This is a genomic window from Mesorhizobium sp. CCNWLY176, assembly GCF_037153935.1.
GTDB lineage: Bacteria > Pseudomonadota > Alphaproteobacteria > Rhizobiales > Rhizobiaceae > Mesorhizobium_M > Mesorhizobium_M zhangyense.
Genome location: NZ_JBBBDZ010000003.1, coordinates 23,229 through 45,992 on the forward strand (window position 1 = coordinate 23,229; position 22,764 = coordinate 45,992).

Consider the following 22,764-nt stretch of genomic DNA (forward strand, 5'->3'; position numbering starts at 1 on the left):
CTGTGAACCCGGCCGCCTGACACGGCGCTGACCCGAGTCACGGCACCGGAGGGAGGTGTACCGTGACGACCTACATCATGCTTCTGAACTGGACGGAAACGGGTGTGAAAAACGTGCGCGAATCGCCGCGCCGGCTCGACGCCGCAAGAAAGCAGCTCGCCGACATGGGCGGTTCCTTCAAGGCATTCTACATGACCATGGGCGACTACGATATGGTTGCGGTCTGCGAGGCGCCGGACGATGCGGTCGCGGCGCGTTTCGCGTTGCAGCTCGGCATGGGCGGCAATGTGCGCAGCTGCACGCTCAAGGCGTTTCCGGAAGCCGCCTATCGCGAGATCATCGCCTCGCTGGGATAGGAGCATCGCTTCAACCGTCTCGACTGCTTTGCCCGAACGGGTTAACCTGACCGCCAGGCAAGAAACGAGGTGTGCATGTCTTTTCTGAAGCGTCTTTTCGGTGGTGGCGGTGGTGAGACCGGTCAAGTGGCGCCGGTCGCCGGCAAGGAGATCGAGCACAACGGATTTCGTATCCAGGCAACGCCTTTCAAGGAAGGCGGGCAGTTCCAGACCTGCGGCGTCGTCTCCAAGGAAATCGACGGCGTGGTCAAGGAACACCGCTTCATCCGCGCCGACCGTTTTGCGTCTCTGGATGATGCCATCGACGTCGCCTTCAAGAAGGGCAAGCAGCTGATCGAAGAACAGGGCGACAAGATCTTCGGCTAGAGGTTGTTGACCTCTGCGAACTCTCCGGCCAGATCCTAAATCCCGATCGTGGTTTTCGGGATGGACTGGTTGTCCTTGTTGACCAGGACGATTGGGCCATCGGCGCCCTCGGTCATCACGACCAGAAGGCGAACGTCCCACTGGCCGCCGGTGCGAATGGCCTTTGAGATTACCGTGCCGGTGTTTTTGTCGCCCTGAACGGGAATGCTCAGCTGGGCCGATCCGGTTCCGCCGGCCTGGATGTCGATGCTGCCGCTTGTCCAGAACGTGCCCGTGACGTTGTTGCCGAGTGCATTCTGGACCTCGGTGTTGGCGCGCACGGCATCCATGCTGATGCGATAGGCGTCGCTGTTCTTCATCGTCATGGGAACTGCGACGATCATGGCTGCTGCGGCGAGGATGCCGAGTACCCAGATGATCAGGCCGGCGATCGCCCATTTGCGCTGGGTGCTGCGGAAATGCTCGGCGTCGCGCCAGTATCGGTTGCGCCAGGCCCAGCGGCTTCCTCGCAATCCGAGCACGATGATCATGACGATGTTGACACCGGGGATCAGGGCGAGAAGCGCAATGAAGGTGCTGTTGCCGATGCCCCAGATCCAGTTGAGGAAAAACGCGCCCCAGTTCCAGCGATCGAGTTCGGCCGGGATTTCGGCAGGCGTATTCAGCGCTTCGCGGGCCATTTCATTCTCCGGTCATTCTCGTCCGATTCCCGAACGCGCGTGCTTGTTCTTTGTACATGCCGCAAGGCGCGAACAAAACCACCAGTTGCGTCCAGTTCACGTGTTTCGTGGCGTGAAGCCGTCGGTCATAAGGCCATCGATCATTGCGGCAAGGGCGACCGTGTGATCCTGCCTCGATGCGCCGGTCTCGATGGCGAGGGCTGCGCGGTCGAAGGCTGCCGATAGCAGCGCGGTTATGGCGTCGAGCGGAAGTTTCCTCATCGCACCCTCGCGCATGGCGATCGCAAGGCCGGCGCGCAGGGTGCGGGTGCCGTTCTGGCCGTCGATTTCGTCCATCACGGCGCGGCCAAGCACTGCCGGCCCGTCGAGCAGCAGCAATCGCGTTCGGCCGGCTGCGCTCATGGCGACCAGAAAAGCCTCGCCGCCTTTTACCAGGGCTTCCCGGGCGGACAGTGTTTCGGGGGAGGCGCGCTCGATTTCTTCGGCCACGGCCTGCGCTTCCTGTTCCACCACGGCCCGGAACAGCGCCTGCTTGTCGGAAAAATGATGGTAGAGCGCGCCGCGGGTGACACCGGCGGCAGCGACGATCTCCGGCGTTCCGGTTTCGGCATAGGATTTCTCGATGAAAAGCCTTCGCGCGGCGGCGATCAGGTCCGTGCGCGTTGCCTCGGTGCGTTCGCGGTTGGAGCGGCGGCCGGTTTCTTGTTGCATACATGCAGCCTGTATGTTATTTCAAAGTTACATGCAGACTGTATGTATTTTCAGAGGAGATTGGAAGCCATGAAAACCACCAGCTATTATCCAGTCATCATGACGGACGATGTCGCCGGCACCGCTAGCTTCTACACGCAGCATCTGCGTTTTGCGCCGCTGTTCGAGAGCGACTGGTATGTGCATCTCCAGTCGTCGGAGGACAAGCGCGTCAATCTCGGCATCGTCGAGGCCGATCACGAGACTATCCCCGAGCCGGCGCGGGGCAAGAGTGCTGCCGGCCTGCTGGTCAATTTCGAGGTGAAGGACCCGGACGCGATCTATGCGCGCATTCTCGCGGCCGGCCTGCCGATCCTGCGAACGCTGCGGGATGAGCCTTTCGGCCAGCGCCATTTCATCATCGCCGATCCGAACGGCGTGCTGATCGATGTGATCAAGCCGATCCCGCCGAGCGAGGAATTCGCCGCGCAGTATCTGGAGGGTGCTGTTGGTTGAGATCGGGTCGATCGGTAAAATCCGCGAAAACGACGAATTCTTGATCCCTTCTGCCGTTTCGAAAAAAGAATGGTAGAGAGGTGATGTCATGCGCTGGGTTCGAAATGCTTTGTCTTGTGCCCTTACGGCGATAGTCCTGTCGGGCTGCGCGATGGGCGGCGGGGTCTTCGGCACGACGATCGCCGACGGCACTGCGACGACACGGGTCAAGACCGGGTCGGTGGGCGTGGGAACGTCCGGCGTTACGGCGGGGTCGACCGATACCGTCGTGACGACCAACTAGGCATGCAGGCATAAGGGGAGGGATAAAAATGTCGCTGAAGAACAAGACGATTTTCATTTCGGGTGGATCGCGCGGGATCGGGCTGGCGATTGCGCTGAGGGCTGCGCGCGACGGCGCTAATGTCACCATCGCGGCCAAGACCGCAGAGCCGCATCCAAAGCTGCCCGGCACGATCTACACCTCGGCCGAAGAGATTGAGAAGGCGGGCGGCAAGGCGCTGCCGGTGATCTGCGATATCCGCGAGGAGGCGCAGGTGGCGGAAGCCGTTGCAAAGACCGTCGAAAAATTCGGCGGCATCGACATCTGCATCAACAATGCCAGCGCGATCCAGCTAACCGGCACGCTCGAAACGGACATGAAGCGCTACGACCTGATGCACCAGATCAATACGCGCGGCACGTTTCTGGTTTCGAAAATGTGCATTCCGTACCTGAAGTTAGCACAAAACCCTCACATTCTGAATCTGGCGCCGCCGCTCGACATGGAAGCAAAATGGTTCAAGAACCATGTCGCCTACACGATGGCGAAGTTCGGCATGTCGATGTGCACGCTGGGCATGAGCGCGGAGTTCGCCAAAGACGGCATTGCCGTCAATTCGCTGTGGCCGCTGACGGCGATCGACACCGCGGCCATCCGCAATCTGCTCGGCGGCGAGGCGGTCGCATCGATGAGCCGATCGCCCGAGATCATGGCCGATGCAGCACATGCCATCCTGACCCGGCCGTCGCGCGAGACGACCGGCAATTTTTTCATCGACGAGCTTCTGCTGCGCGAGGCAGGCGTGAGCGACTTTTCCAAATACGCGCCCGGAGCGAAAGGTCCGCTGGCCGGCGATTTCTTCGTGCCGGACGCGGTGTTTGCGCAGACCGACACGAAGGTGGTGGGGCTGGGCGGGTAGCTTCCGCCTAGTTAACCGGACCGCTACCGCCGAGATCTTCCATCGTCGGTTCTGCCGGCCTTACGCCGGTGGCGCGGTTGACGGCGACGGTCACGAACCACAGCAACACGCCGACGCCGATCAAAACGCCCGCGATCGTATACTGGATGGGGTCGCGGCCGGTCCATGGGCCGGCGAAGAAGGCGCAGGCGAGTGCGCCGACCACGGGCAGGAAGGTCGGCGTGCGGAAATGCTCGTGCTTGACGGGATCCTTGCGCAGCACCAGCACGGCAATGTTCACCACCGTGAAGACGCAGAGCAGCAGCAGCGCGGTCGTGCCACCGAGGGCCGGCACTTCACCGACGAAGGTGATCAGCGCGAAGGCGAGCAGCGTGGTGAAGCCGATTGCGATATAGGGCGTGCGGCGAGAGTGGTGGACCTTGCCGAGCGCTGCGGGCAGCACATGCTCGCGGCTCATGCCGTAGACCAGCCGGCTCGCCATCAGCATGTTGATGAGCGCGCTGTTGGCGACAGCAAACATTGTGATGAAGCCGAAGATTTCGAGCGGGAAGTTCGGCGCGCCGGCCTGCACCACCTTGAGCAGTGGCGTCTCGCCTTCGCCAAGCTGTTCCGGCGGCACAAGGGTGATCGCCGAGATCGACACCAGCACATAGATGACGCCGGTAATCAGCAGGCCGAGCAGCAGGATTTTCGGGAAAATTCGGGTCGGATTTTGGGTTTCCTCCGCCATGTTCACGGAGTCCTCGAAGCCGACCATGGCGAAGAAGGCCAGCGTGGTCGCCCCGATCACCGCCCAGAAGGCGGTGCGATCCGGTGCCGTGCTGAACTGGGTGATGCGCGAAACATCGCCTTCGCCAGCGCCGATCGCCCACAGGCCGATGAAGATGATGATGAGCAGGCCAGTCAACTCGACGCAGGTAAGTACGACATTGGCCTTCACGCTTTCGCCGACGCCACGGAAATTGACCACGGCGACAATCGCCATGAAGGCGAGGCCGATCAGCGTGATGCCCATGCCGCTTTCCAGGCCGAGATTGAAGGCATGCGACATGTTTGCGGCGAAGGCCCGCGAGGCGGTCGAGGCCGAGGTGATGCCCGAGCACATGACGGCGAAGGTGACGATGAAGGTGATGAAGTGGATGCCGAAGGCCTTGTGCGCGTAGAGCGCGGCACCGGCTGCTTTCGGATATTTCGTCACCAGCTCCAGATAGCTGAAGGCCGTGACCACGGCGATGACGAAGGCCACCAGGAAGGGCAGCCAGACGACGCCGCCGACCTGCTTGGCGACCTGACCGGTCAGCGCATAGATGCCGGTGCCGAGAATATCGCCGACGATGAAGAGAAGAAGGAGCCAGGGGCCCATCACGCGGTGGAGACTGGGCTCGACCGGAGGCGAGCCGTGAGTTGTGCTGGTGGAAATGTCAGTCATCGCGTTGGCCTCCAGGAAAGCCACCCCCATGCGTAGGAGTATTAACGGCTGGCCGGACTGTCAAATTAGCGATGTTGCGGATAGGGCTGCTTGGAGGATTAAAGGCTCGGCCCTTCCGCCTCGTCGCCTTTCTTGCCGATCTTGGTCAAGCCGGTGAGGCGGTCGATATAGGCGAGGATCAGCGCCGAGACGACGAAGGCGAGGTGCATGATGGTCAGCCACATCAGCTGTTCTGCCGTGTAGGTCGAATGGTTGAGGAAGATCTGCAGCAGATGGATCGAGGAGATTGCGACGATGGTCGAGGCTACCTTGATCTTCAGCGAGCCGACATCGATCGTGCCGAGCCAATGGACTTCGCCGTCGTGGTTGTCGAAGCGGCTGACGAAGTTCTCGTAGCCCGAGATGATGACCATGACGACTAGGCTCGCCACGAGGGCGGCGTCGATCAGGCCGAGGATTTTCAGGATCGTGTCGGTGTCGTCCAGCACCATGACCATGGAGACGAACTCGAACAGCTTCTTGCCGAAGGAGAAGGCGTAGATGGCCAGTGCGATGGCCAATCCGAGATAGAAAATGACCAGCAGCCAGCGCGAGGCGAGAATGATGGATTCGATGGCGTGTTCGAGGCGTTTCATCAGGTGGTTCCGGTCGATGGGAGGCTGTTTTTCAACGAGGCAGGATTGGTTTGCAAGGGGAAATTTCGCGTCGCAGCATCAAGCCTTGAGACGCAATGAAAAGCCCGGCCGGGGAGGGGGACCGGCCGGGCTTTCGCCACAGTCCCCCGGCTAAGGGGGATGGGGCAGGGAACCATTCACCAGAAAGAATTGGTGAGGCTGGTTCCGCGAGTCAATGGATGCGCGTTAAACTCGCGAAACCGTGATTATTACCCATTATCGTCCAAGATTTTGTCCAAAACGGGTCGTTCTTTCCGAAGCTAATTGGCGCTTGCCACAGGCGCCACCAGCGGCGTGATGCGGCGGATGGCGACGCGGCGGTTCTGGCGCTCGGGCGCTTCGGTGTTCACCTTCAGATATTGCTCGCCATAGCCTTGAGTCGTCAGGTTCTCCGGCGGAATGCCGAAAACATTGGTGAGTGCCTCGGCGACCGCCTCGGCGCGCTTGTCCGACAGCGCCAGATTGGCGAGGTCGGAGCCGACGGCGTCGGTGTGGCCCTCGATCAGGAAGGTTTCGGCCGGATTGTCCTTGAGGATGCGCTCCATCGCCTTGGCCACGCCGTCGAGACGCGGGACTTCGCTTTCGGCAATGGAGTCCGCGCCGAACTCGAAGGTGATCGTATCGAGATCGATGCGGCGGGTCTTGTCGCGGATACGGGCCGAACGCTTCACCTCATCGATAGAGTAGAGGCGCTCGACGCGTTCCACCGGCGGCTGGTCGAGGAAGGTGTAGTAGGAATCAGGATCCTCGACCTGATCGGAGGTCATGATGTACTCGTCCTCGGGGATATCCAGCTGCATTGGCGGCAGGTCGTCGCCCGGATCGCGCCAGTCGCGGACGCGGTCGTAGTTCTGCTCGTCGACATAGGTCAGCACATATTCCTGACCGTCCGGCATGACGCGCGAGCGACGAATGACATCGCCATATGAGTTGCGGATGGTCACCACCTGCGTGCCGTCGTCACGCTCGATCGTCTCGCGGGTACGTCCGCGGGGAAGATCCTCGTAGTAGACGTCTCGCGCGCCATGGCGCATGCGTGGCCGCTCGTTGCTTTCCACCATGGTCTGGTTGTTGAACTGCAGGATGATGCGGTCGCCGAACTGCTTGACGATCTGCGATCCTTCCGGACGCTCGCGCTTGGCAATGTCGAACTTGCGCTCCTTGACGCGCACGCCCTTTTCTTCTCGCACCGGCTGGATGTCTTCGCGCTGGAAGTCCTCTTGGGCTGCCTTGTCGTCCGCAGGCGGCGGACCGGCGTCAACCGGTGCCGGCCGTGGCCGGGCCTGACCCTGTGTCTGCTCGCCCTGCTGCGGCTGGTCCGACGAGCCCTGCGGGCGCTTGCGCGGACGCTGGCCGTCTGTTCCGGTCGCGGCCTGCGGGTTCTGCTTCTGGCTGTCGAGCACGGGGGCTGCGCTGCCGTCGTTGACGACGGGACGCTTACCCGGTGCGGGCTTTGCGCCTTCCGCCTGGGTTTCGCCCGAAGGAGCGGGCTCGCCGGGTGCTACGGGCTGCTGTGCCTCGACAGGGGCTGTCTCGCCGGAACCTTTCTTGTCGGGCCGCTTCACTTGCACCGGCTTGCCGTCGGGCTGTGCCGGCTGCGGTTCAGCCGAGGGAGCGGCTGCCTCGCCTGAAGGCTGTGCTGCTTCACCGGAGGCAGGCGCTTCCGTCTTCGCCCTTTTCTTCGGTGCCTCAGTCTCCGGCTCGGAGGCCTTTTTGACCGGCGCATTATCGGACTGTGCCGGTTTGGGTTGCGGCCTTGCCGTTGGCTCCTCGGCCTGTGCAGGAGCTTCTTCGCTGGCTTTCTTCAGCTTTTTCGGTCTGGCCGGCTGCTCTGCCTGCGGCTCGGAGGCTGCCGGCTGTTCGGCCTGAACCGGCGCTTCCTCGGAAGCTTTCCTCTGCTTTTTCGGCCTGGTCGGCTGTTCAGCCTGCGGCTCCTCGGCTTGCATAGGTGCCTCTTCCGAAGCCCTCTTCAATTTCTTCGGCCGCTGTGGCTGTTCCTCCTGCATGGGGGCAGGCTCGGCCGATTGCTCCTGGACTTCGCGCTGCTTGCGCTGAACCTTGCGCACCGGCTCGTCACCGGAAGCGGCCCCGCCCTCAGCCCGCGGTTCCGGCTCTGCCTGGCGCTTCTGGGCGCGTTCGGGCTTTTGCCGTTGCGGCTTTTCGGGTGCGGCCTGTTCATCCGGTGCCTGCTGTTCCTGAGCCTGCTTGCGCTTCTTGGGTACGACCTGCGGTTCTTCTCCCGACTGCTGGCCTTCTCCCTGCGCGAGAATGACCGGAGCTTGCACGATCGCAGGCGACTGAGGGCGAGGATCAAGCTGGGTACCGGCATCCATCTGGAACGCAAACGCGCTCAACGGTGCGGACGCCATCAATATGCCAAGGGCAGTCCCCGCCAAAATCCGTGACTGGCGTTTCATCTTCGAATTCTCCTGTACTGTGTCCCGTCCCGACCCCAACATCAATCACGCGAATTTGTTCCGCTCTGGCCTGCAACTGGGCTGGGCAGCGGCAATTGCCTGTCAGCATTCGGGCAAGAACGCGGCTTTCTCGTGATTTACCCGGATTTGCCGGTCTGCTTGACCTTCCGGCCGGGGCGGGCCACATGCACCTTATGGAAAAGGCTTTCTGGAAAACCACGGCGCTGGAGGACATGACCTCCACCCAGTGGGAATCGCTCTGCGACGGTTGCGGCAAGTGCTGCCTGTCGAAACTCGAGGACGAGGATACGGGCGATATCTATTGGACAAATGTCGGCTGCCGCTTGTTCGACGCCAAAACCTGCCGCTGCTCGGATTATGCAAACCGGCTCGCCCGGGTCTCCGATTGCGTCGGCCTGACGCCGCAGAATGTGCGAACCATTTCCTGGCTGCCGCAAACCTGCGCCTACCGGCTCGTTGCCGAGGGTCACGATCTCTACTGGTGGCATCCGCTGCTTTCCGGCTCCGCCGAGACGGTTCACGAAGCGGGCATTTCCATGCGCGGGCGCGTGCCGGTTCTTGAAAGCGACCTTTCGGAGCCTGAAGACTACTTCGACTACATGCTCGAGGAAGAGCCGTGAGCGGCCACGTCGGTAGTTCGTAAGCACGGATTATTTCAAGCCATATCAATGATTTATCGCATGAACCGGAAATGAATGGCCGGTTCGACATCGGTTCAGGCTCGACGGCGCATTGTCGCCATATCGCTTCAGCAAGAGGCGAACAGTTCAGCCTACGAGGAGAAAACGATGTTGAACATTTTCAAGACAGCCGCCCTTTCGGCCTTCATCGGGCTGGGCGCGATTTCTGCAATGCCGGCTGCGGCGCATGCCGATGGCCTCTATCTCAATTTCGGCGGCGGCGATGACGGCCGGGTCGGCGTCTATGTCCGCGACGGTGAATACCGCCGTCATCATCGTGACCGCTGGGACCGCCGTGAAGAACGCCGCGATCGCTGGGATCGCCGTGACCGTTGGGATCGCCCGTCCTGCTCGCCGGATCGCGCCGTAAACAAGGCTGAGCGCATGGGCCTGCACCGCGCCCGCGTCGTCGATGTCAGCCGCCGCACGATCACAGTCGGTGGCCGCAAGTGGGGTGAGCGCATGGCTATCACCTTCGGCCGCTCGCCGAGTTGCCCGGTTCTGCGCTGATCGCAGTGCATGAATGAAAAAAAGCACCGGAGGGGTGGTCCTCCGGTGCTTTTTCTTTTGTCGAAGCGCGGCCCATTCAAGCGGCCGCGTTCTGAAAAGAAGGCGCCTGGTTTTTCTGCAGGCACCTTCTGTTGCGCCAGAGCCGTTATTTGATCTCGAAAGTCACGCTGACCTGCACGCGGTATGAGTTCTCGCCGGCCTGCACCGGGACCGCTTCGGCGCGATCAAAGGACATGGCCTTGCCCATCGGCATCGGCGGCGGCGCAAAATTCTGGTCCGCGATCTCGATGACGCGGCCAAGCTGCACGCCGGCGGCTTCGCTCAGCACCTTGGCCTTGGCGATGGCATCCTTGACTGCCAGCTTGCGCGCCTCGGTGAGGGCGGCCGACGAATCATTGTTGGAGAAGGTGATGCCGCCGCCCTGGTTGACGCCGAGCGAAACCGACTTGTCGAGAATGTCGCCAGCCTTGTCGAGGTCGCGGATGCGAACCGACAGTGTGTTGGTGACCTGATAGGCGACGAGTTCGGCATCCTGGCTGCCATCCGGCTTGTTGGTGTAGTTGTAGCGTGGCGAAATCTGGATACCGGAAGTCTGGAGATCGCGAACCTCGATACCGGCTGCCTTCATCGCCGAAATCACGGCGGCCATGGCGTCGTTGTTGGCGCTGAGCGCCTCGCGCGCCGTCTTTGCTTCGCGCATGACGCTCAACGAAAGCAGCGCCAGATCCGGCGCGACAGCCTTTTCGCCTTCGCCGGTCACGATGATGCGCGGGGGTGCCGGCGGCATGGACTGCGCGGATGCGGCAACGGCAGGAACGGCAAGGGCAGCGGCTAGCGCCAAAGGTAGATAGGCTTTCGTCATTCAAAAATCTCCAATGTCGGTCGTCCCTAGACGAGTCGGATTATGCCGCAATTATGAGTTGATTGCGGCATCCTTGTTGAGTTTGCCGAGAAAGCCTTGTGCCAGCGTGAAAAAGACACTATCCAGCCCGCGTGGGGCCTGTAGCTCAATGGTTAGAGCCGGCGGCTCATAACCGCTTGGTTGGGGGTTCGAGTCCCTCCGGGCCCACCAGAATATATATAACCATTTGATTTTATTTGGTTTTTCGTATCGAGTCCAAAATTAGGACTCGAACTCCCTCCGTCGTGCACAATCGGCAAAACCCTGCCAATGGTGGATCAGACGAAGAGAAGGGTAAAAATCAGACCCTTATGAGTGGTGCGCAAAATTTCGAAAGAAAGGTTTCGCTTTTGAGCGCGGCCAGTCCCCAGCAACTCATTCTCGCCAGCCGCGTGCGCGCTCGACCGCCTTGGTGAAGCGGCGACGATCTTCGTCGGAAACGGTGCTATCGGGCTGAAAAGTCCTGGCGATGGCGCGGCCGGCGGCGCAGTCGATGCCGGCCAGTTCGGCAAGGCCCAGCGCCGTGAGTTCGAACATTTCCGGCACGACGATGGTGCGCTGGCTGGCCGAGGCCAGAAACTGGGCGAAATAGGCGCTTTGCGAAATGCCGCCGTCAATGGAGATGGTTTTGCCGACGCCAGCCGACCGGGCGGCTTCGTCGATAAGGCCGACCGTCAGCATTGCGATGCCTTCGAGCACCGCTCGCGCGAGATCACGCCTGCTCGTTGCGTGATCCATCCCGATGAGAAGTGGCGCTGCCTCGCGGTCCCAATAAGGAGCGGCGAGCCCGGAGAGCGCGGGCACGAAGACAAGATCCCGGCTGAGTGCGGAAGGCCCGTCAAAGGCGTCGAGCTCGCCGACATCTGCGAAAAAGCCGGCTGACCGTGCCCATTCAAGTGCAGCTCCCGCATCGTAGACCCCGCCCTCGATCGCAAAAACTGCCGGCTTGCCTTGCTCTTTCCAGGCGATCGTAGGTAGGAGGCCTTCGACCGCGGGGCGTTCATTGCCGCTCACGGCCAGCAGAAAAGCGCCTGTGCCGAAGGTGATCTTGCAGTCGCCGGGCATACGGCAACCATGGCCGTAGAGAGCGGCCTGCTGGTCGACAATGGAAACCTTGACCGGTGTGCCGCCGAGCAGGCCGAAGCCACCATCGACCGCAGCGATTTCCGGCAGGCATTCGCGCGGCACGCCGTGAAGCTCGCACATCTCGGCGCTCCAGCCTCCCTTTGCGAGATCGAGCAGGCCAGTGCGCGATGCGGTCGCGAGATCGGTTCTGAACGAGCCGCACAGGCGGTCGAGGAAGAAGGCGTCGGTTGTTCCGAGACGCAGGCGGCCCTGGGTGTGTGCTTCCGACACGGCGGGCACATTCTTCAGCAGCCATGCCATCTTGCTCGCGGAGAAATATGGATCGAGCGGCAGTCCGCAAACGGCTTTCGAGCGCGCTTCAGCTGCCGCTCCTAAGGCTTCGAGTTCCCTGGCCGTTCGCGCATCCTGCCAGACGATGACCGGATGCAGCGCCTTGCCGGTCTCGGCGTCCCAGGCGAGGCAGCTTTCGCCCTGGTTTGCAATGGCGATGGCATCGACGGGACCGTCAGCATCGAGCACGGAGCGGATATTTCGCAAAAGCTCTTCGGGGTCGTGCTCCACCCGGCCCGGCGCGGGGTGATGCTGCTCATGGCGAATGCTCGCGGCGACCCTTGCCTTTCCGCCGTCCTCGACAACTAGGCAGCGGGTTGAGGTCGTGCCTTGATCGACGGCCGCAACACGCATCAGCTTTCCTCCGTGAAACGGAAATGGACGCTTCCCGCATTGAATGCCGCGGGCGGGATCGGCACGAGAATGCGCCGCTCTGGCAACCAGAGCGCTTTACGGCTCCACACCTCCCGTCCGTCGATTTCGAGCGAAAGACAACCGCGGACACGGCGCTGGAAACGCAGCTGGAAATCGTGGAAAGCCGGAATGGCAAGTCCGCTGCGGCGCAGAAGGCCCGGAACTACCAGTTTTATGGGGCTGTCGAAGCCTACCGTCACGGGTGCTTCTCCCACGGTGCCCCTAGCGAGATCTTCAGCGACGGCTGCGCCGACCCTGCGCCCCTCGCGGAAAGACCAGCCAGCCGTCTCCACCGCGCGCAGCACATTGCCGCCCGCAAAGTAGGCCGGGTTCTGCATCCGTCCGTCTTGGTCGATGGCTGGCCCTGCGCTTCCCGGAGCGACACCCGGCGAAGAGCGCAGCAAGAGCGCTGATTCGGGCGTAAAACATCCGGTCAGCAGGATGCCGTCGCAGGCGAGTGTTTGCACCGTGCCATCTTCGAGCCTGATCGTGGCCGCCTCGACACGGTTCTGGCCCACGATATCGATCAGCTCTGCGCCGCGATGAAACGGGATACCCGCAAGACGCGGAAACCAGGTGAAGGGTGCCCGTGCCAGCGCGTAAGGATTCGGCTCGACCATCGCTACCGGCCTTGCCCCATGCGCAAGGCAGGTGAGCAGCGCTGAGTAGGAGACGAGCTCCGACCCGACGATCAGCGGGCGACGGAAGGGCATCAGGCCATGGAAAGCCGCATAGGATTGCAGCGTTCCTGTCGTAACGACCCCGACCGGGCGGTCGCCGGAGATGAAACGGGCCGAACGCGGCGTTTCCCGCGCGCCGGTGGCGATCACCACGCGCTTCGCGCTCATCGTTTCAACGCCGCGCGGGGAGGTAACCGTCAACGCGCCTTGCTCTCCAAGGGAGACGACCGAATGTCCCGTCAACACTTCGACACCAGCCGCAGCGGCCGATCTTTCGAGCCGGCGGCCATAGGCGGCGCCGAAATAGAGGCGTCCGAATTCCCGCATGCCGAAGGGCGAATGGCTGCAATGCCGTGTTGCCCCGCCGAGATGCGGTTCCCGGTCGACAATGGTGACATGCTTCACGCCACGCCGGCGCAATTCGACGGCTGCGGCAACGCCCGCTGGCCCGCCACCGACAACGATCACATCCGCGACGGTGCTCATTGTTTGCCCTGCTCCCCAGTGGCGAGGGAAGTCACAAGCTGCCCTTTCGTCATGGCGGCAAGGCGCGCATTGCAGTAGAAGCCCTGGCAATGGCCCATTCCGGCACGTGTACGCCGCCGCAGGCCGCCGAAATCGCCGGGTGGAACCGGGCTCGCCATCGCTGCTTCGATCTCACGCATGGTGACCAACTCGCAGTGACAGACGATTTCGCCATGGTCTGGACGCTGCCAGTCGCGCTCCAGGGTTTCCGTGAGGTTGGGTACGGATACTTCCGGGATCAACGGCGGCGCTTCGAACTTTTCACCGAAGGCTGCATGGAGTTTCATCGCGTGCTGGGCAAGTCCGAGCGCTGCGCTGAGACCAGTGGAGCGGATGCCGCCCAGCGTGATGGCGCGTTTTTCTGGCCTGGCAAAAATGCGATATGCCTTCTCTTCCGTCGCCGGCCGCAGGCCGGCATAGACGGCCGTCACGGGAATATCGGCAAGTGCGGGTACGATTTCCGCGCCTCGCTGCAGCAGGGTCTGCAAGGTTCCGGTTTCTACGGTCGCGCGAACCCGGTCCTCCTGTTCTTCAGCCGTGGGGCCGATCAGCACATTGCCGAATGCCGTGGGGCAGACAACGATGCCCTTGGTGGTTGCGGTGGGAACGGGCAGCACGATGCGTGGGACATGGCGGCAGGCAGCCTTGTCGAGCACGACGAACTGACCTTTCCGGGGTTTGATCCGGAATTCGGCCGCAAAGCCAAGTCGCTGATCCACAACGTCCCCGTAAAGTCCGGCGGCGTTGACGACGGCCGAGGCGCGGACAGCACCATTCGTTGTCTCGAGCGTCCAGCCGTCACCGAACGTACCTTTGAGAAGTTCCGCTCCCCGCAGAAAATGGGTACCCAAGGCTACGGCCTGGGTAAGATAGGCGAGCGGGGCGGACCATGGGTCGATGATGTGCTCGCCCTCCACCTCAAGCGCGGCGACGAGCCGGCCGGCCAGTCCCGGCATTGTCTCGCGCGCCGAGGATGCGGAAAGCAGCCTGAGTTCAGACACGCCGTTCACCCGGCCTTGCTTCTCGATTTCTTCGAGCTTTTCCGCGTCCTCGCCGCTCCATGCGCAGACGAGCGCACCGGTTTTGACCAGTGCGAGGTTCAGGCTTTCGCGTATCTCAAGATATTCCTCGCGACCCGCCCGTATGAGTTCAAGTTCGAGACTGTCGGGTGGCGCATCGAAACCTGTGTGAAGAATGGCGCTGTTGGCCTTGGATGCGCCGGACAGTATGTCCGCGCCTTTTTCGATCAGCACCACTTTTGCCCCGGCGAGCGCGAAGCGCCGCGCAACAGCACAACCGACAACGCCCGCGCCTATGATGGCGACGTCGTACAATTCCGGGTGTGGGGTTTGGAGCATCGGCGGCTCCCTTTCATGGTCATGTCTGGAGGCCGGAACGGCACGCGGCAGGGAAGATCGCCCAAATTGGAGGGCGATGTGCTGGCACCCGCGACCACCTGCTCCGCCCCTTCGAGGGCGGAGCGTTCTGGGTTCTACGATGCGCGATCAGCGGTACGGGTACCCGGCCTTCTGCATCGTCTCGCTGTACTTCTTGAAAGCCGCGACGACCTTGCCGGCGCGCGGGCTGGATGAGGCGGTCTCGTCCCAGAAGCTTTCCGCATCCTTGGCCACCTGGTTCCATTCGTCGGCAGGCAGCGAGGTCAGCTCCATCTTTTCGCCCTCGACGCGCAGCTTCGCCTCGCCGCCCCAGTACCAGACATCGCGGTAATAATGCGACTGGTCGATGGTGATGCGGAAAAGTTCCTGCAGATGCGGCGGCACCTTTTCCCAGCTTGCCGTATTGGCGAAATAGCTGCCGAACCACGCGCCGGTGAGGGAGTTGGTGAGCGCGTATTTGCAGACATCGGCCCAGCCCACCTCGTAGGCTTCGGTGAAGCCGCACCATGCGACACCGTCGAGCTCGCCCGTCTGCAGCGACACTTCGACATTGTCCCACGGAATGGTGACCGGCACCAGGCCGTAACGCGAGAGGAACTTGCCGGCGGTCGGCACCCCGAACACGCGCAGGCCCTGCATGTCGGCCAGGCTGCGGATCGGCTTGTCCACGGTAAAGATCTGCAGCGGATCCCAGGCGCCGGCGGAAAGCCAGGTGACGTTGGGAACTTCCGCATAGGCTTCTTCCCAGATCTCCTTCAGGCCGTAGTAGCGGAACAGGGCCGGCACATCGAGACTGTAGCGCGTAGCAAAGGGGAAGTAGCCGCCGAACACGGCGATATCGACCGGCGAGGCCATTGTGGCCTCGTCCGATTGCACGGCGTCGATCGTCCCGCTCTGAAGGGCGCGGAAGAGGTCGGAGGTAGGAACGAGCTGATCGGCGTAATAGAGTTCGATCTCCATCTCGCCGTTGGCGGCCTTGTTGAAGGCATCGATTTGCGGCTTGATGACATGTGCGCCGAGCGGTGCTCCCGAATAGGTCTGGAGCCGCCACTTGATCGGACCGCTCTGGGCGTTGACATAAGGCGCGGCGAGCGTCGAGCCCGCCACCGCAGCGCCTACGCCCAGCCCTGCGTTGGTCAGGAAATGACGGCGCGTGGAAAGTATCTTCTGGGAAGCACTTTGTTTTTTCGTTTCTTCGGTCACTTTGTTCTCCTCTGGTTTTTTAAGGACACTCCTGGCCGACTTGGCGATCAGCCTTTCACTCTCATTTGTTCCGGAAGCCATAGCGCGAGCCCGGGGAAGATCATCACCAGTGCGATGGTGAGCATCATGATCAGGGCGAAGGGCCAGATGGACTTGTAGATGTCGATCAGGGTGATTTCCTTCGGCGCCAGCGAGCGCATCAGGAACAAATTGTACCCGAAGGGCGGGGTGATGTAGGCGATCTGGCAGGTGATCGTGTAAAGCACGCCGAACCAGATCAGCTGGTTGTCGAAGCCGAGGTCGAGCAGCTTTACCAGCGGGATATAGAGGGGTGCCACGATGACCAGCATGGCTGTGTCGTCGAGGAACATCCCCATGATGATGAAGCTGACCTGCATCATGATGATGATGGTCCAGGGATTGAGGTCCCACTGGTGAATGAAGACGCTTTCGATCGCCTTCACCGCACCCAGGCCGTCGAACACCGCGCCGAAGGCGAGGGCGGCGAGGATGAGCCACAGGAACATGCAGGAGACGGCGAGGGTTTTCATCGACGTCTCGCGCACCAGCCGCCAGGTGAACCGGCCTTTGAGAATGGCCGCCAGCGTGGCCGCCGACGCGCCGACCGCGGAGCTTTCGACCAGGCTGGTGTAGCCGAACACGAACAGCCCGGTCATGAAGAAGAAGATGGCAAAGGGGACGATGCCCGCCCGCGCCAGCTTGAGCTTCTCGCCAAGCGGCATGTTCAGCTCTTCGTCGGCGACAGTCGGGGCAAGCTTCGGGTTGAGCCTGGCGCGGATGACGACATAGAGGACGAAAAGTCCGGCCATGAGCAGGCCCGGGATAAGCCCGGCGAACCACAGCTTCGACACCGGCTGACGGGCGATCATGCCGTAAAGCACCATCACGACCGATGGCGGAATCAGGATGCCGAGGGACGACCCACCCTGTATGACGCCGGAAATCAGCACCTTGTCGTAGCCGCGCCGCAACATCTCCGGCAGCGCGATCGTGGCGCCGATTGCCATGCCGGCGACCGAGAGCCCGTTCATCGCCGAGATGATCACCATCAGGAAGATCGTGCCGATGGCCAGGCCGCCGCGCAAGCGCCCGAACCAGACGTGCAGCATCTTGTAGAGGTCTTCGGCGATGCCGGACTCCGACAAGATGTAGCCCATGTAGATGAACATGGGCAGCGTCAGCATCGCGTACCAGTTGAACAGCTTGAACACCTGGTTGAACGGCAGGTCGGCAGCACCTGGACCATAAAGCAGCAACGCCGCGCCGGCCGCCACGAAACCGATGGCGGCAAAGACACGCTGCCCGGATACGAGCAGGATCACCATCGACGCGAACATGAGAAGTGCGATCATCTCGTAGCTCATCGCAGGTCCTCTCCGCGCAGGGTGGCGATGTGCTTGAAGACAAGCGATACCGCCTGCATCAGCATCAGCACGAGACAGACCACCATCAGCGACTTGATGGGAATCACCGAAGGATTCCAGATCGAGAAGCGCCGCTCATTGGTGGTTAGCGCGTATTGCAGGCTGGAGATGGAGCCCGCGAGCAACACGCCGAGATAGAAGATCATGCAGCCGATGGTGGCGAGATCGACCTTGGCCTTGCCGCGTTCGGAGAGCCCCGAATACCAGAGGTCCATGCGGACGTGATCGTTGTTCTTGAGCGTGATCGGGCCGCCCATGAAATAATAGGCAGCAAGGGTGAACTGCGTGAGTTCTACCGCCCAGTGAACGGGCATCTTGAGGAGATTGCGGGTGATTGCATCGAAGATCAGCGTACCGCCCATGAAAAAGATGAGCGACGCGGCGAGGTAGCCGACATAATCGGATATCCGATCCGTCCAGCGGACATAACCGGCAATCAGCGGATGCAATGGCGTTCTCCCATCGGCTGTTTCATGTTCTTTGGTTTCATGTCCACTCCGTTCCCCGCTTTGCGAACGCTGCCCCGTCGGCTTTGCCAATGGCCCTATCGGCGGAAGCCAGCCATAGATCTGGGCGCAAAAAATCATTCGGAGCCGGCCAGGCCGAGTCCGTTCAATTCACCCGATGGTTTGCCGACAAACGTGCAGCCGCACTTGGGTGCGATGCAGTATCCCGCCGGCTAAGCGCCGCTACGGCAATACGAAGCGTTTCTGAAAAGCAGTCATTGTTGTTCCCCTTGCATCGCCCTCAACGACAGATGCGCGCGAGTTTGCCTCTTTCTCGCATCTGCGAGCACTCTAGCCGGTTTTTGAGGGAAGTGAAGACCAAACTTTCAAAAATATGACCGAACGATCGATATTTTCTTCCAAATTTGACCGAACAGTCACGCTGTGTCGGAAATATTGACCGAACGGTCTCTTCGCTATATCGCTGTTTGTGTAGCAGATTGCGGCTTCGCCTCGATTCGCGCTGACAGAAGGCACCAAAATGCAGCCATCCGAACGCCAGGATCAAATCGTTGCGATGCTTGGCCGCGCAAGTGAAATGACGGTGGACGAACTGGCGGAGGCGCTGGCGGTTTCGCGCGAGACGATCCGCCGTGACCTTACCCGTCTCGACGCACGAGGTAAGGTCCGAAAATTTCATGGCGGCGCGCGTGTGATGACCATATCCACATCGGCCATGGAAATGGAGGGGCCATACGCCCTGCGGCTGGCGCAGAATGCCGAAGCCAAGAGAAAGATCGCTCAGGCAGCAGCCCGTCTCTTCCAGGCTGATGACTCGCTCTTTATCGACACGGGCAGCACCACGGTTGCGATGGCCGAGGCGCTGGTGGGGCTCGAGGCGCTCGTCATCATCACAAATTCACCACGGATCGCGGCGACGGCGGCAAGCAACCCCAGCCACAAGGTCTTTCTGATCGGCGGCGCCTACGGCTCGGATGCCGGCGAAAGCCTCGGCCCTCTCGCCCTTGAGCAGATCGGCAAGTTCCGTGTCCGCCATGCAGTCATCACAATCGGCGCGATCGACGCAAACTGCGTCATGGATTTCGACCTGCAGGAGGCCGAAGTGGCAAAAGCCATGATCGAGCGGGCTGACCGTGTGACGGTGCTTGCCGACCACAGCAAGTTCGATCGCCGCGCAGTCTTCGAGGTCGTGCCGCTTGCCCGCATAAACACTCTCGTGACCGATGTCCCTCCTGGCGACACGATACAGGCTGCTCTTTCCGCTGCCGGTATCGATGTGATCGTTTCAGGGTGAGAGCAATCCAGGCGATTTAGCTATGGAACAATGCTGCCTGCAGCCGGGTTGTCCTTCGACATGAATGGAGAAAACCATGGCAGGACCGAAACGGCCAAACGACGACGAAGAATTGCCGAACCCGATGCCGGCACAGCCCCCGATAGAGGAGCCGGAGCCAGACAGGTTGCCCGACGAGGAGCCGCTACCGAATCCCGACGAGGTGAGGGTGCCACCGAGACAAGCAGCAACACCGCCGCGGCCAGTGCCTGACCCGATGCCCCCGACGCCACCGGGACCAATGCCCGATCCGGGGCCAGATCCACAGCCAATACCGACAAGATGAGAGCGCCGATCACAGGTTGTTTTCTAGACTTGCCGGCACTCGGTGATAGACTTCGCGCAGAACATACGTGGAGTATCGCAAATGCAATGGCTTTCGATCTGCACAACGCTCGCAATTGGCTTCTTTGTTTCTGGCTGCCAATCGAGTTCTTCCGAGCAAACCGCCAGGCAATTTTGTGCGATTAAGGCGGTGGAATCTGGCGGATGCCGATCCGCACGCTCGATTGCTCCGCTCGAGCCTCTGGTGAGATAGCTAGAGCATCATCAATCCCCGGCTCGTGCGCAGCCAGTAGTTCGGCGGCATAATCTGGGGCATCTCCTTCGCGTAGCCAACGGCGATCTGAGACGTAGAACGATCATTCAGGGTCGAGTTCGAAGATAACGAAGCCTTTCCCGCGCTCCACTTCCCTGAATCCGAGAATGCGGAACCACTTCGCGACTTCCGGCCGGTCCGACCAGCTGTAGGAATGGATTGGAAGGTTCCCGCAGAGTGCCTGGATGCGCCTGATGTGTTTTTTGCAGAAGCGGACTGAAGACCTGGAAAAGAAGCTCTCGTGGGCTGCAAAAGCCGTTTGAGCTGCGTGATTGATCTCCCGCCACGCGATTATTGCGACCGGTTTCCCATCCTCGAGCAAGGTATGGCCGCGGCCCTCTCTCAGGGCCATCATGAATTCGTCCTTCACCTCGTCGATATTCAGGCCGGCCGTCGCATACTGGTCAGCCATTCGATTGGCGAGGTCTCGAAAGATGGCGGTAAGGTCGGCGGTAGTGGCTGTTCGATAATCCATGCTTCACTCCGTGAGGGCGGCAAGGTAACCGCCGAAACGCCGTCATGCAAATTCACGACGCTGCAACCGCTGCGGGGCCCGGCGATATCTGCGGCGGCACTCACTGCGGAGAGGAAAGCGTGCGCCGCCGCTGAATTGTAGTGAGCGCGTATTAAAATCATATGACAAGTAATTGAAAACATTACGGATTGTTAATGCTGGTGTTCATATCCGGTTCACCCTTCGACACGTAGAAGTCAGGCGTGAATGAGAAGGACCCCTCCCAATGAAACGAATTGTTCTCGCAGCAGTGGCGATCTCCATGCTTGCAGTTCCGATGGCTCAGGCACAGCAGTACCATCGGCCTCCGCAGGGCATGCAGCAGCAAAGTGGACCGTCGCATTTCAACAAGAAGCACGAGGCGCGCAAGCCGTTCGCCGGGAAGCAGCGGTGGTCGAAGGGCAGCCGAATGAGCGACTGGAAGCGAAAGCAGCATGTCCGCGATTATCACCGCTACGGATTGAAGCGTCCTGGCAGGGGTCAGCAGTGGGTGAAGGTCGACAACGACTATCTGCTGATCTCAATGGCGACCGGTATCATCGCAGGCATCGCCGCCGGTCGCTAACACCGGACGGCAGGTCAATCGAGCAAAGGGCGGTTCTGAGGAGCCGCCTTTTCATGGAGTGGCTTTATCGGCGAATTACCGGCGAGGGAGTGGCCGTCCTGGCCAGGAATTCGTGAAGCCGGATTGCGATCACCAGAAACGGAAGTGCTGCCAGCCAGCTCAACTCGGCGATTAGAGAGGTTTTGTCCACGGACTTCCTCCTGAAGGTTTCAGCTCACTTGGTCAGGGCGCAGTATCTCACGATATTAGTACCTGCTTCTGGACGCGGAAACTCCCAGATGGGTGGACTCTATCTTTGCCGAATTGTGCTCGTGACGATCGGGTCCGGTTTGCCGGCAAATCGCTCTTGGCTGGTAGACAGCCCCACCAGCACGCCCAGCGCGATCGCGATGGGGGCGAACAAAATCGCGACGTGAACCAAGCATAGTACCGTCGCGCGCCAATCAGAGGCTGTTTTCTGCTCGTCATCCATGAACGAGATATGAAGGCCAAGAGTCAATCGAAGGTTAAAGTGCGGTCCTGTGCGGCGACCTTGGCACTCAACCTTTGTTACAGCCTGCAATGCAAGGCCGGGAAATTCGATCTACGCTTCTATCCGGTCAAATAGTGACGCCCGGGTGTCGAACACGGGCGCCGTCATTTGCCGTCAGGTCGCTTCCAGCACCATGTTGAGTGGGGTCTGGGCCGCCCGCCGGACATGCGTGAAACCACCTGACCGGATCACCTCGGCCAGCCGTTTTTCACCCGCTTGCGCGCCAAGCGCGAGCCCCGTCTCCTGCGCCAGCGAGGTGGGAACGCAGATCATCGTCGATGCCGAGTAATAGAGCCTTCCAACCGGATTGATGTTGTCTTCCAGCGTATCGCCGGCCATGGGCTCGACCACCATCCACGTGCCGCCCTGTTTCAACGCCTTTCTGATGTGCGCTGCCGCGGTCTTGGGATCGCCCATGTCGTGCAGGCAGTCGAAGCAGGTGATCAGATCGAAGTCACGCCCTGCGAAGTCCTGCGCCCGGCCAACCTCGAAGTGCAGGTTCGTCATGCCGTGCGCTCGGGCGTGCGCGGTCGCGGCGGCAATAGACGCCGGATGGAAGTCGTAGCCGGTAAACCGGGAATTTGGGAACGCCTGCGCCATCAGGACCGTCGACAGTCCGTGGCCACACCCTACGTCGGCCACCGTGGCACCGGCCTTCAACTTGTCGATCACTCCATCGAGCGCCGGCAGCCATTCCTGCACCAGGGCATTCACGTAGCCGGGCCGGAACAGCCGCGCCACGGCGCAGAACATGCAGCCGGCCTGATCACCCCAGGCAACGCCGCGGCCGGTCTTGAAGGCCGCCTGCACCTTCCGCTGGTTCTCGACCATCGCAGCAGCGGTATCGAACGCGCCGATCAGATTAACCGGGCTGTCGGGCTCTGCAAACACGAACGACTGCTCGGGCGTCAGCGAGAACCGTCCGTTCTCGTAGTGCACATAGCCCGAGGCCGCCTGCGCTGACAGCCACTCGCGCACGTAGCGGGTCGCGCATCCCGCGGCATCGGCAAGCTCGTCGGCATTGGCCGGCCCGATCTCCTTCAGGGTCTTGTACAGGTCGAGCGCGTCTCCGATCCTCACCAGCGGCACGCTGACTGCTCCGCCAAGGTCGCCAAGGACGCGGCCCACGAGTTCATTGAGGGTGGTTTCGTTGAGTTGTGTCATGGTTCCTCCTTCGGACGGCATGTTGCCCCTCCGTCAGTGCAAGGATGAGACCAGTCGTGCCGGTGAGCATGAGGCGGCTGTCCCGAACAG

Annotated in this window: 24 protein-coding genes and 1 tRNA gene; 10 read left to right on the forward strand and 15 right to left on the reverse strand. The window is 61.3% G+C overall.

What is annotated here, in order from left to right; genetic code table 11:
- The first annotated feature begins 62 nt into the window (after nt 1-62).
- Together WBQ96_RS05755 and WBQ96_RS05760 are read left to right on the forward strand one after the other, a co-directional pair.
- On the forward strand, nt 63-356 hold the full coding sequence (locus tag WBQ96_RS05755) for a GYD domain-containing protein (RefSeq protein WP_336548259.1): 294 nt from the start codon (nt 63-65) through the stop codon (nt 354-356).
- 75 nt (nt 357-431) lie between these two features.
- Entirely contained in the window at nt 432-722 is a 291-nt protein-coding gene (locus tag WBQ96_RS05760) for an HlyU family transcriptional regulator (protein WP_336548261.1), read from the forward strand.
- Nucleotides 723-757: 35 nt separating this feature from the next.
- On the opposite strand, the gene WBQ96_RS05765 is transcribed toward WBQ96_RS05760, so the two are convergent.
- Together WBQ96_RS05765 and WBQ96_RS05770 are read right to left on the reverse strand one after the other, a co-directional pair.
- On the reverse strand, nt 758-1,402 hold the full coding sequence (locus tag WBQ96_RS05765) for a cytochrome c oxidase assembly factor Coa1 family protein (RefSeq protein ID WP_336548263.1): 645 nt from the start codon (nt 1,400-1,402) through the stop codon (nt 758-760).
- A 96-nt stretch (nt 1,403-1,498) separates the two neighbouring features.
- Nucleotides 1,499-2,113 (reverse strand): TetR/AcrR family transcriptional regulator, encoded by a 615-nt coding sequence (locus tag WBQ96_RS05770; protein WP_336548265.1) that lies wholly within the window; start codon nt 2,111-2,113, stop codon nt 1,499-1,501.
- 69 nt (nt 2,114-2,182) lie between these two features.
- On the opposite strand from WBQ96_RS05770, the gene WBQ96_RS05775 reads away from it, so the two are divergent.
- From WBQ96_RS05775 to WBQ96_RS05785, 3 genes are all read left to right on the forward strand, one after another.
- Entirely contained in the window at nt 2,183-2,608 is a 426-nt protein-coding gene (locus WBQ96_RS05775) for a VOC family protein (protein WP_336548266.1), read from the forward strand.
- Nucleotides 2,609-2,696: 88 nt separating this feature from the next.
- The gene (locus WBQ96_RS05780; RefSeq protein ID WP_165116397.1) at nt 2,697-2,891 is read left to right on the forward strand and encodes a hypothetical protein; all 195 of its coding nucleotides are present in this window, start codon (nt 2,697-2,699) and stop codon (nt 2,889-2,891) included.
- Nucleotides 2,892-2,919: 28 nt separating this feature from the next.
- Nucleotides 2,920-3,789 carry an SDR family oxidoreductase gene (locus WBQ96_RS05785; RefSeq protein WP_165116395.1) on the forward strand — a complete coding sequence of 290 codons (870 nt, stop codon included), beginning with the start codon at nt 2,920-2,922 and terminating at the stop codon, nt 3,787-3,789.
- A 7-nt stretch (nt 3,790-3,796) separates the two neighbouring features.
- Here the strand turns inward: WBQ96_RS05785 and WBQ96_RS05790 are convergent, their stop codons facing one another.
- From WBQ96_RS05790 to WBQ96_RS05800, 3 genes are all read right to left on the reverse strand, one after another.
- Nucleotides 3,797-5,218: an APC family permease gene (locus WBQ96_RS05790; RefSeq protein WP_336548267.1), complete on the reverse strand. Its 1,422-nt coding sequence runs from the start codon at nt 5,216-5,218 to the stop codon at nt 3,797-3,799.
- A 98-nt stretch (nt 5,219-5,316) separates the two neighbouring features.
- The gene (locus WBQ96_RS05795; RefSeq protein WP_336548268.1) at nt 5,317-5,853 is read right to left on the reverse strand and encodes a TIGR00645 family protein; all 537 of its coding nucleotides are present in this window, start codon (nt 5,851-5,853) and stop codon (nt 5,317-5,319) included.
- 299 nt (nt 5,854-6,152) lie between these two features.
- On the reverse strand, nt 6,153-8,309 hold the full coding sequence (locus tag WBQ96_RS05800; RefSeq protein WP_336548270.1) for an OmpA family protein: 2,157 nt from the start codon (nt 8,307-8,309) through the stop codon (nt 6,153-6,155).
- A gap of 194 nt (nt 8,310-8,503) precedes the next feature.
- Between WBQ96_RS05800 and WBQ96_RS05805 the strand changes: the two genes are divergently transcribed.
- Complete coding sequence (locus WBQ96_RS05805) at nt 8,504-8,950, forward strand: YcgN family cysteine cluster protein (protein WP_336548921.1); 447 nt, start codon at nt 8,504-8,506, stop codon at nt 8,948-8,950.
- A 168-nt stretch (nt 8,951-9,118) separates the two neighbouring features.
- Nucleotides 9,119-9,520, forward strand: coding sequence for a hypothetical protein (locus tag WBQ96_RS05810; protein WP_165116387.1), 402 nt, complete (start codon nt 9,119-9,121; stop codon nt 9,518-9,520).
- Between the two features lie 145 nt (nt 9,521-9,665).
- Here WBQ96_RS05810 and WBQ96_RS05815 read toward each other — a convergent pair whose 3' ends face one another.
- A complete protein-coding gene (locus tag WBQ96_RS05815; RefSeq protein ID WP_336548272.1) occupies nt 9,666-10,382 on the reverse strand; it encodes an SIMPL domain-containing protein in 717 nt (238 codons plus the stop codon).
- A gap of 134 nt (nt 10,383-10,516) precedes the next feature.
- Between WBQ96_RS05815 and WBQ96_RS05820 the strand changes: the two genes are divergently transcribed.
- A tRNA-Ile gene (locus WBQ96_RS05820) sits at nt 10,517-10,592 on the forward strand.
- A 204-nt stretch (nt 10,593-10,796) separates the two neighbouring features.
- Here the strand turns inward: WBQ96_RS05820 and WBQ96_RS05825 are convergent.
- The 6 genes from WBQ96_RS05825 to WBQ96_RS05850 all read right to left on the reverse strand — a co-directional run bounded on the left by WBQ96_RS05825 (nt 10,797) and on the right by WBQ96_RS05850 (nt 17,950).
- A complete protein-coding gene (locus WBQ96_RS05825) occupies nt 10,797-12,191 on the reverse strand; it encodes an FGGY family carbohydrate kinase (RefSeq protein ID WP_336548274.1) in 1,395 nt (464 codons plus the stop codon).
- The gene (locus tag WBQ96_RS05830) at nt 12,191-13,417 is read right to left on the reverse strand and encodes an FAD/NAD(P)-binding oxidoreductase (protein WP_336548275.1); all 1,227 of its coding nucleotides are present in this window, start codon (nt 13,415-13,417) and stop codon (nt 12,191-12,193) included. Before WBQ96_RS05830 ends, WBQ96_RS05825 begins: the two co-directional genes overlap by 1 nt.
- Nucleotides 13,414-14,814 carry an NAD(P)/FAD-dependent oxidoreductase gene (locus WBQ96_RS05835; protein WP_336548277.1) on the reverse strand — a complete coding sequence of 467 codons (1,401 nt, stop codon included), beginning with the start codon at nt 14,812-14,814 and terminating at the stop codon, nt 13,414-13,416. The genes WBQ96_RS05830 and WBQ96_RS05835 overlap by 4 nt, the downstream gene beginning before the upstream one ends.
- Nucleotides 14,815-14,961: 147 nt before the next feature.
- Nucleotides 14,962-16,056, reverse strand: coding sequence for a twin-arginine translocation signal domain-containing protein (locus WBQ96_RS05840; protein WP_336548279.1), 1,095 nt, complete (start codon nt 16,054-16,056; stop codon nt 14,962-14,964).
- Between the two features lie 47 nt (nt 16,057-16,103).
- Nucleotides 16,104-17,441, reverse strand: a complete 1,338-nt coding sequence (locus WBQ96_RS05845; protein WP_091913117.1) for a TRAP transporter large permease — start codon at nt 17,439-17,441, stop codon at nt 16,104-16,106.
- Nucleotides 17,438-17,950, reverse strand: coding sequence for a TRAP transporter small permease subunit (locus tag WBQ96_RS05850; protein ID WP_336548282.1), 513 nt, complete (start codon nt 17,948-17,950; stop codon nt 17,438-17,440). The genes WBQ96_RS05845 and WBQ96_RS05850 overlap by 4 nt, the downstream gene beginning before the upstream one ends.
- A gap of 538 nt (nt 17,951-18,488) precedes the next feature.
- Here WBQ96_RS05850 and WBQ96_RS05855 point away from each other — a divergent pair.
- Entirely contained in the window at nt 18,489-19,262 is a 774-nt protein-coding gene (locus WBQ96_RS05855) for a DeoR/GlpR family DNA-binding transcription regulator (protein WP_336548284.1), read from the forward strand.
- A 680-nt stretch (nt 19,263-19,942) separates the two neighbouring features.
- On the opposite strand, the gene WBQ96_RS05860 is transcribed toward WBQ96_RS05855, so the two are convergent.
- A complete protein-coding gene (locus WBQ96_RS05860; RefSeq protein WP_336548286.1) occupies nt 19,943-20,374 on the reverse strand; it encodes a hypothetical protein in 432 nt (143 codons plus the stop codon).
- A gap of 265 nt (nt 20,375-20,639) precedes the next feature.
- Here WBQ96_RS05860 and WBQ96_RS05865 point away from each other — a divergent pair, with 265 nt between their 5' ends.
- The gene (locus tag WBQ96_RS05865; protein WP_336548288.1) at nt 20,640-20,978 is read left to right on the forward strand and encodes an RcnB family protein; all 339 of its coding nucleotides are present in this window, start codon (nt 20,640-20,642) and stop codon (nt 20,976-20,978) included.
- Between the two features lie 64 nt (nt 20,979-21,042).
- Here WBQ96_RS05865 and WBQ96_RS05870 read toward each other — a convergent pair whose 3' ends face one another.
- Complete coding sequence (locus WBQ96_RS05870; protein ID WP_336548290.1) at nt 21,043-21,168, reverse strand: hypothetical protein; 126 nt, start codon at nt 21,166-21,168, stop codon at nt 21,043-21,045.
- 456 nt (nt 21,169-21,624) lie between these two features.
- The gene (locus WBQ96_RS05875) at nt 21,625-22,674 is read right to left on the reverse strand and encodes a class I SAM-dependent methyltransferase (protein ID WP_336548292.1); all 1,050 of its coding nucleotides are present in this window, start codon (nt 22,672-22,674) and stop codon (nt 21,625-21,627) included.
- Nucleotides 22,675-22,764 lie beyond the last annotated feature (90 nt).

Coding starts and splice junctions, on each gene's coding strand:
- WBQ96_RS05760 (WP_336548261.1), top strand. CDS start 432: ATGTCTTTTCTGAAGCGTCTTTTCGGTGGTGGCGGTGGTGAGACCGGT.
- WBQ96_RS05765 (WP_336548263.1), bottom strand. CDS start 1,402: ATGGCCCGCGAAGCGCTGAATACGCCTGCCGAAATCCCGGCCGAACTC.
- WBQ96_RS05770 (WP_336548265.1), bottom strand. CDS start 2,113: ATGCAACAAGAAACCGGCCGCCGCTCCAACCGCGAACGCACCGAGGCA.
- WBQ96_RS05775 (WP_336548266.1), top strand. CDS start 2,183: ATGAAAACCACCAGCTATTATCCAGTCATCATGACGGACGATGTCGCC.
- WBQ96_RS05780 (WP_165116397.1), top strand. CDS start 2,697: ATGCGCTGGGTTCGAAATGCTTTGTCTTGTGCCCTTACGGCGATAGTC.
- WBQ96_RS05785 (WP_165116395.1), top strand. CDS start 2,920: ATGTCGCTGAAGAACAAGACGATTTTCATTTCGGGTGGATCGCGCGGG.
- WBQ96_RS05790 (WP_336548267.1), bottom strand. CDS start 5,218: ATGACTGACATTTCCACCAGCACAACTCACGGCTCGCCTCCGGTCGAG.
- WBQ96_RS05795 (WP_336548268.1), bottom strand. CDS start 5,853: ATGAAACGCCTCGAACACGCCATCGAATCCATCATTCTCGCCTCGCGC.
- WBQ96_RS05800 (WP_336548270.1), bottom strand. CDS start 8,309: ATGAAACGCCAGTCACGGATTTTGGCGGGGACTGCCCTTGGCATATTG.
- WBQ96_RS05805 (WP_336548921.1), top strand. CDS start 8,504: ATGGAAAAGGCTTTCTGGAAAACCACGGCGCTGGAGGACATGACCTCC.
- WBQ96_RS05810 (WP_165116387.1), top strand. CDS start 9,119: ATGTTGAACATTTTCAAGACAGCCGCCCTTTCGGCCTTCATCGGGCTG.
- WBQ96_RS05815 (WP_336548272.1), bottom strand. CDS start 10,382: ATGACGAAAGCCTATCTACCTTTGGCGCTAGCCGCTGCCCTTGCCGTT.
- WBQ96_RS05825 (WP_336548274.1), bottom strand. CDS start 12,191: ATGCGTGTTGCGGCCGTCGATCAAGGCACGACCTCAACCCGCTGCCTA.
- WBQ96_RS05830 (WP_336548275.1), bottom strand. CDS start 13,417: ATGAGCACCGTCGCGGATGTGATCGTTGTCGGTGGCGGGCCAGCGGGC.
- WBQ96_RS05835 (WP_336548277.1), bottom strand. CDS start 14,814: ATGCTCCAAACCCCACACCCGGAATTGTACGACGTCGCCATCATAGGC.
- WBQ96_RS05845 (WP_091913117.1), bottom strand. CDS start 17,441: ATGAGCTACGAGATGATCGCACTTCTCATGTTCGCGTCGATGGTGATC.
- WBQ96_RS05855 (WP_336548284.1), top strand. CDS start 18,489: ATGCAGCCATCCGAACGCCAGGATCAAATCGTTGCGATGCTTGGCCGC.
- WBQ96_RS05860 (WP_336548286.1), bottom strand. CDS start 20,374: ATGGATTATCGAACAGCCACTACCGCCGACCTTACCGCCATCTTTCGA.
- WBQ96_RS05865 (WP_336548288.1), top strand. CDS start 20,640: ATGAAACGAATTGTTCTCGCAGCAGTGGCGATCTCCATGCTTGCAGTT.
- WBQ96_RS05875 (WP_336548292.1), bottom strand. CDS start 22,674: ATGACACAACTCAACGAAACCACCCTCAATGAACTCGTGGGCCGCGTC.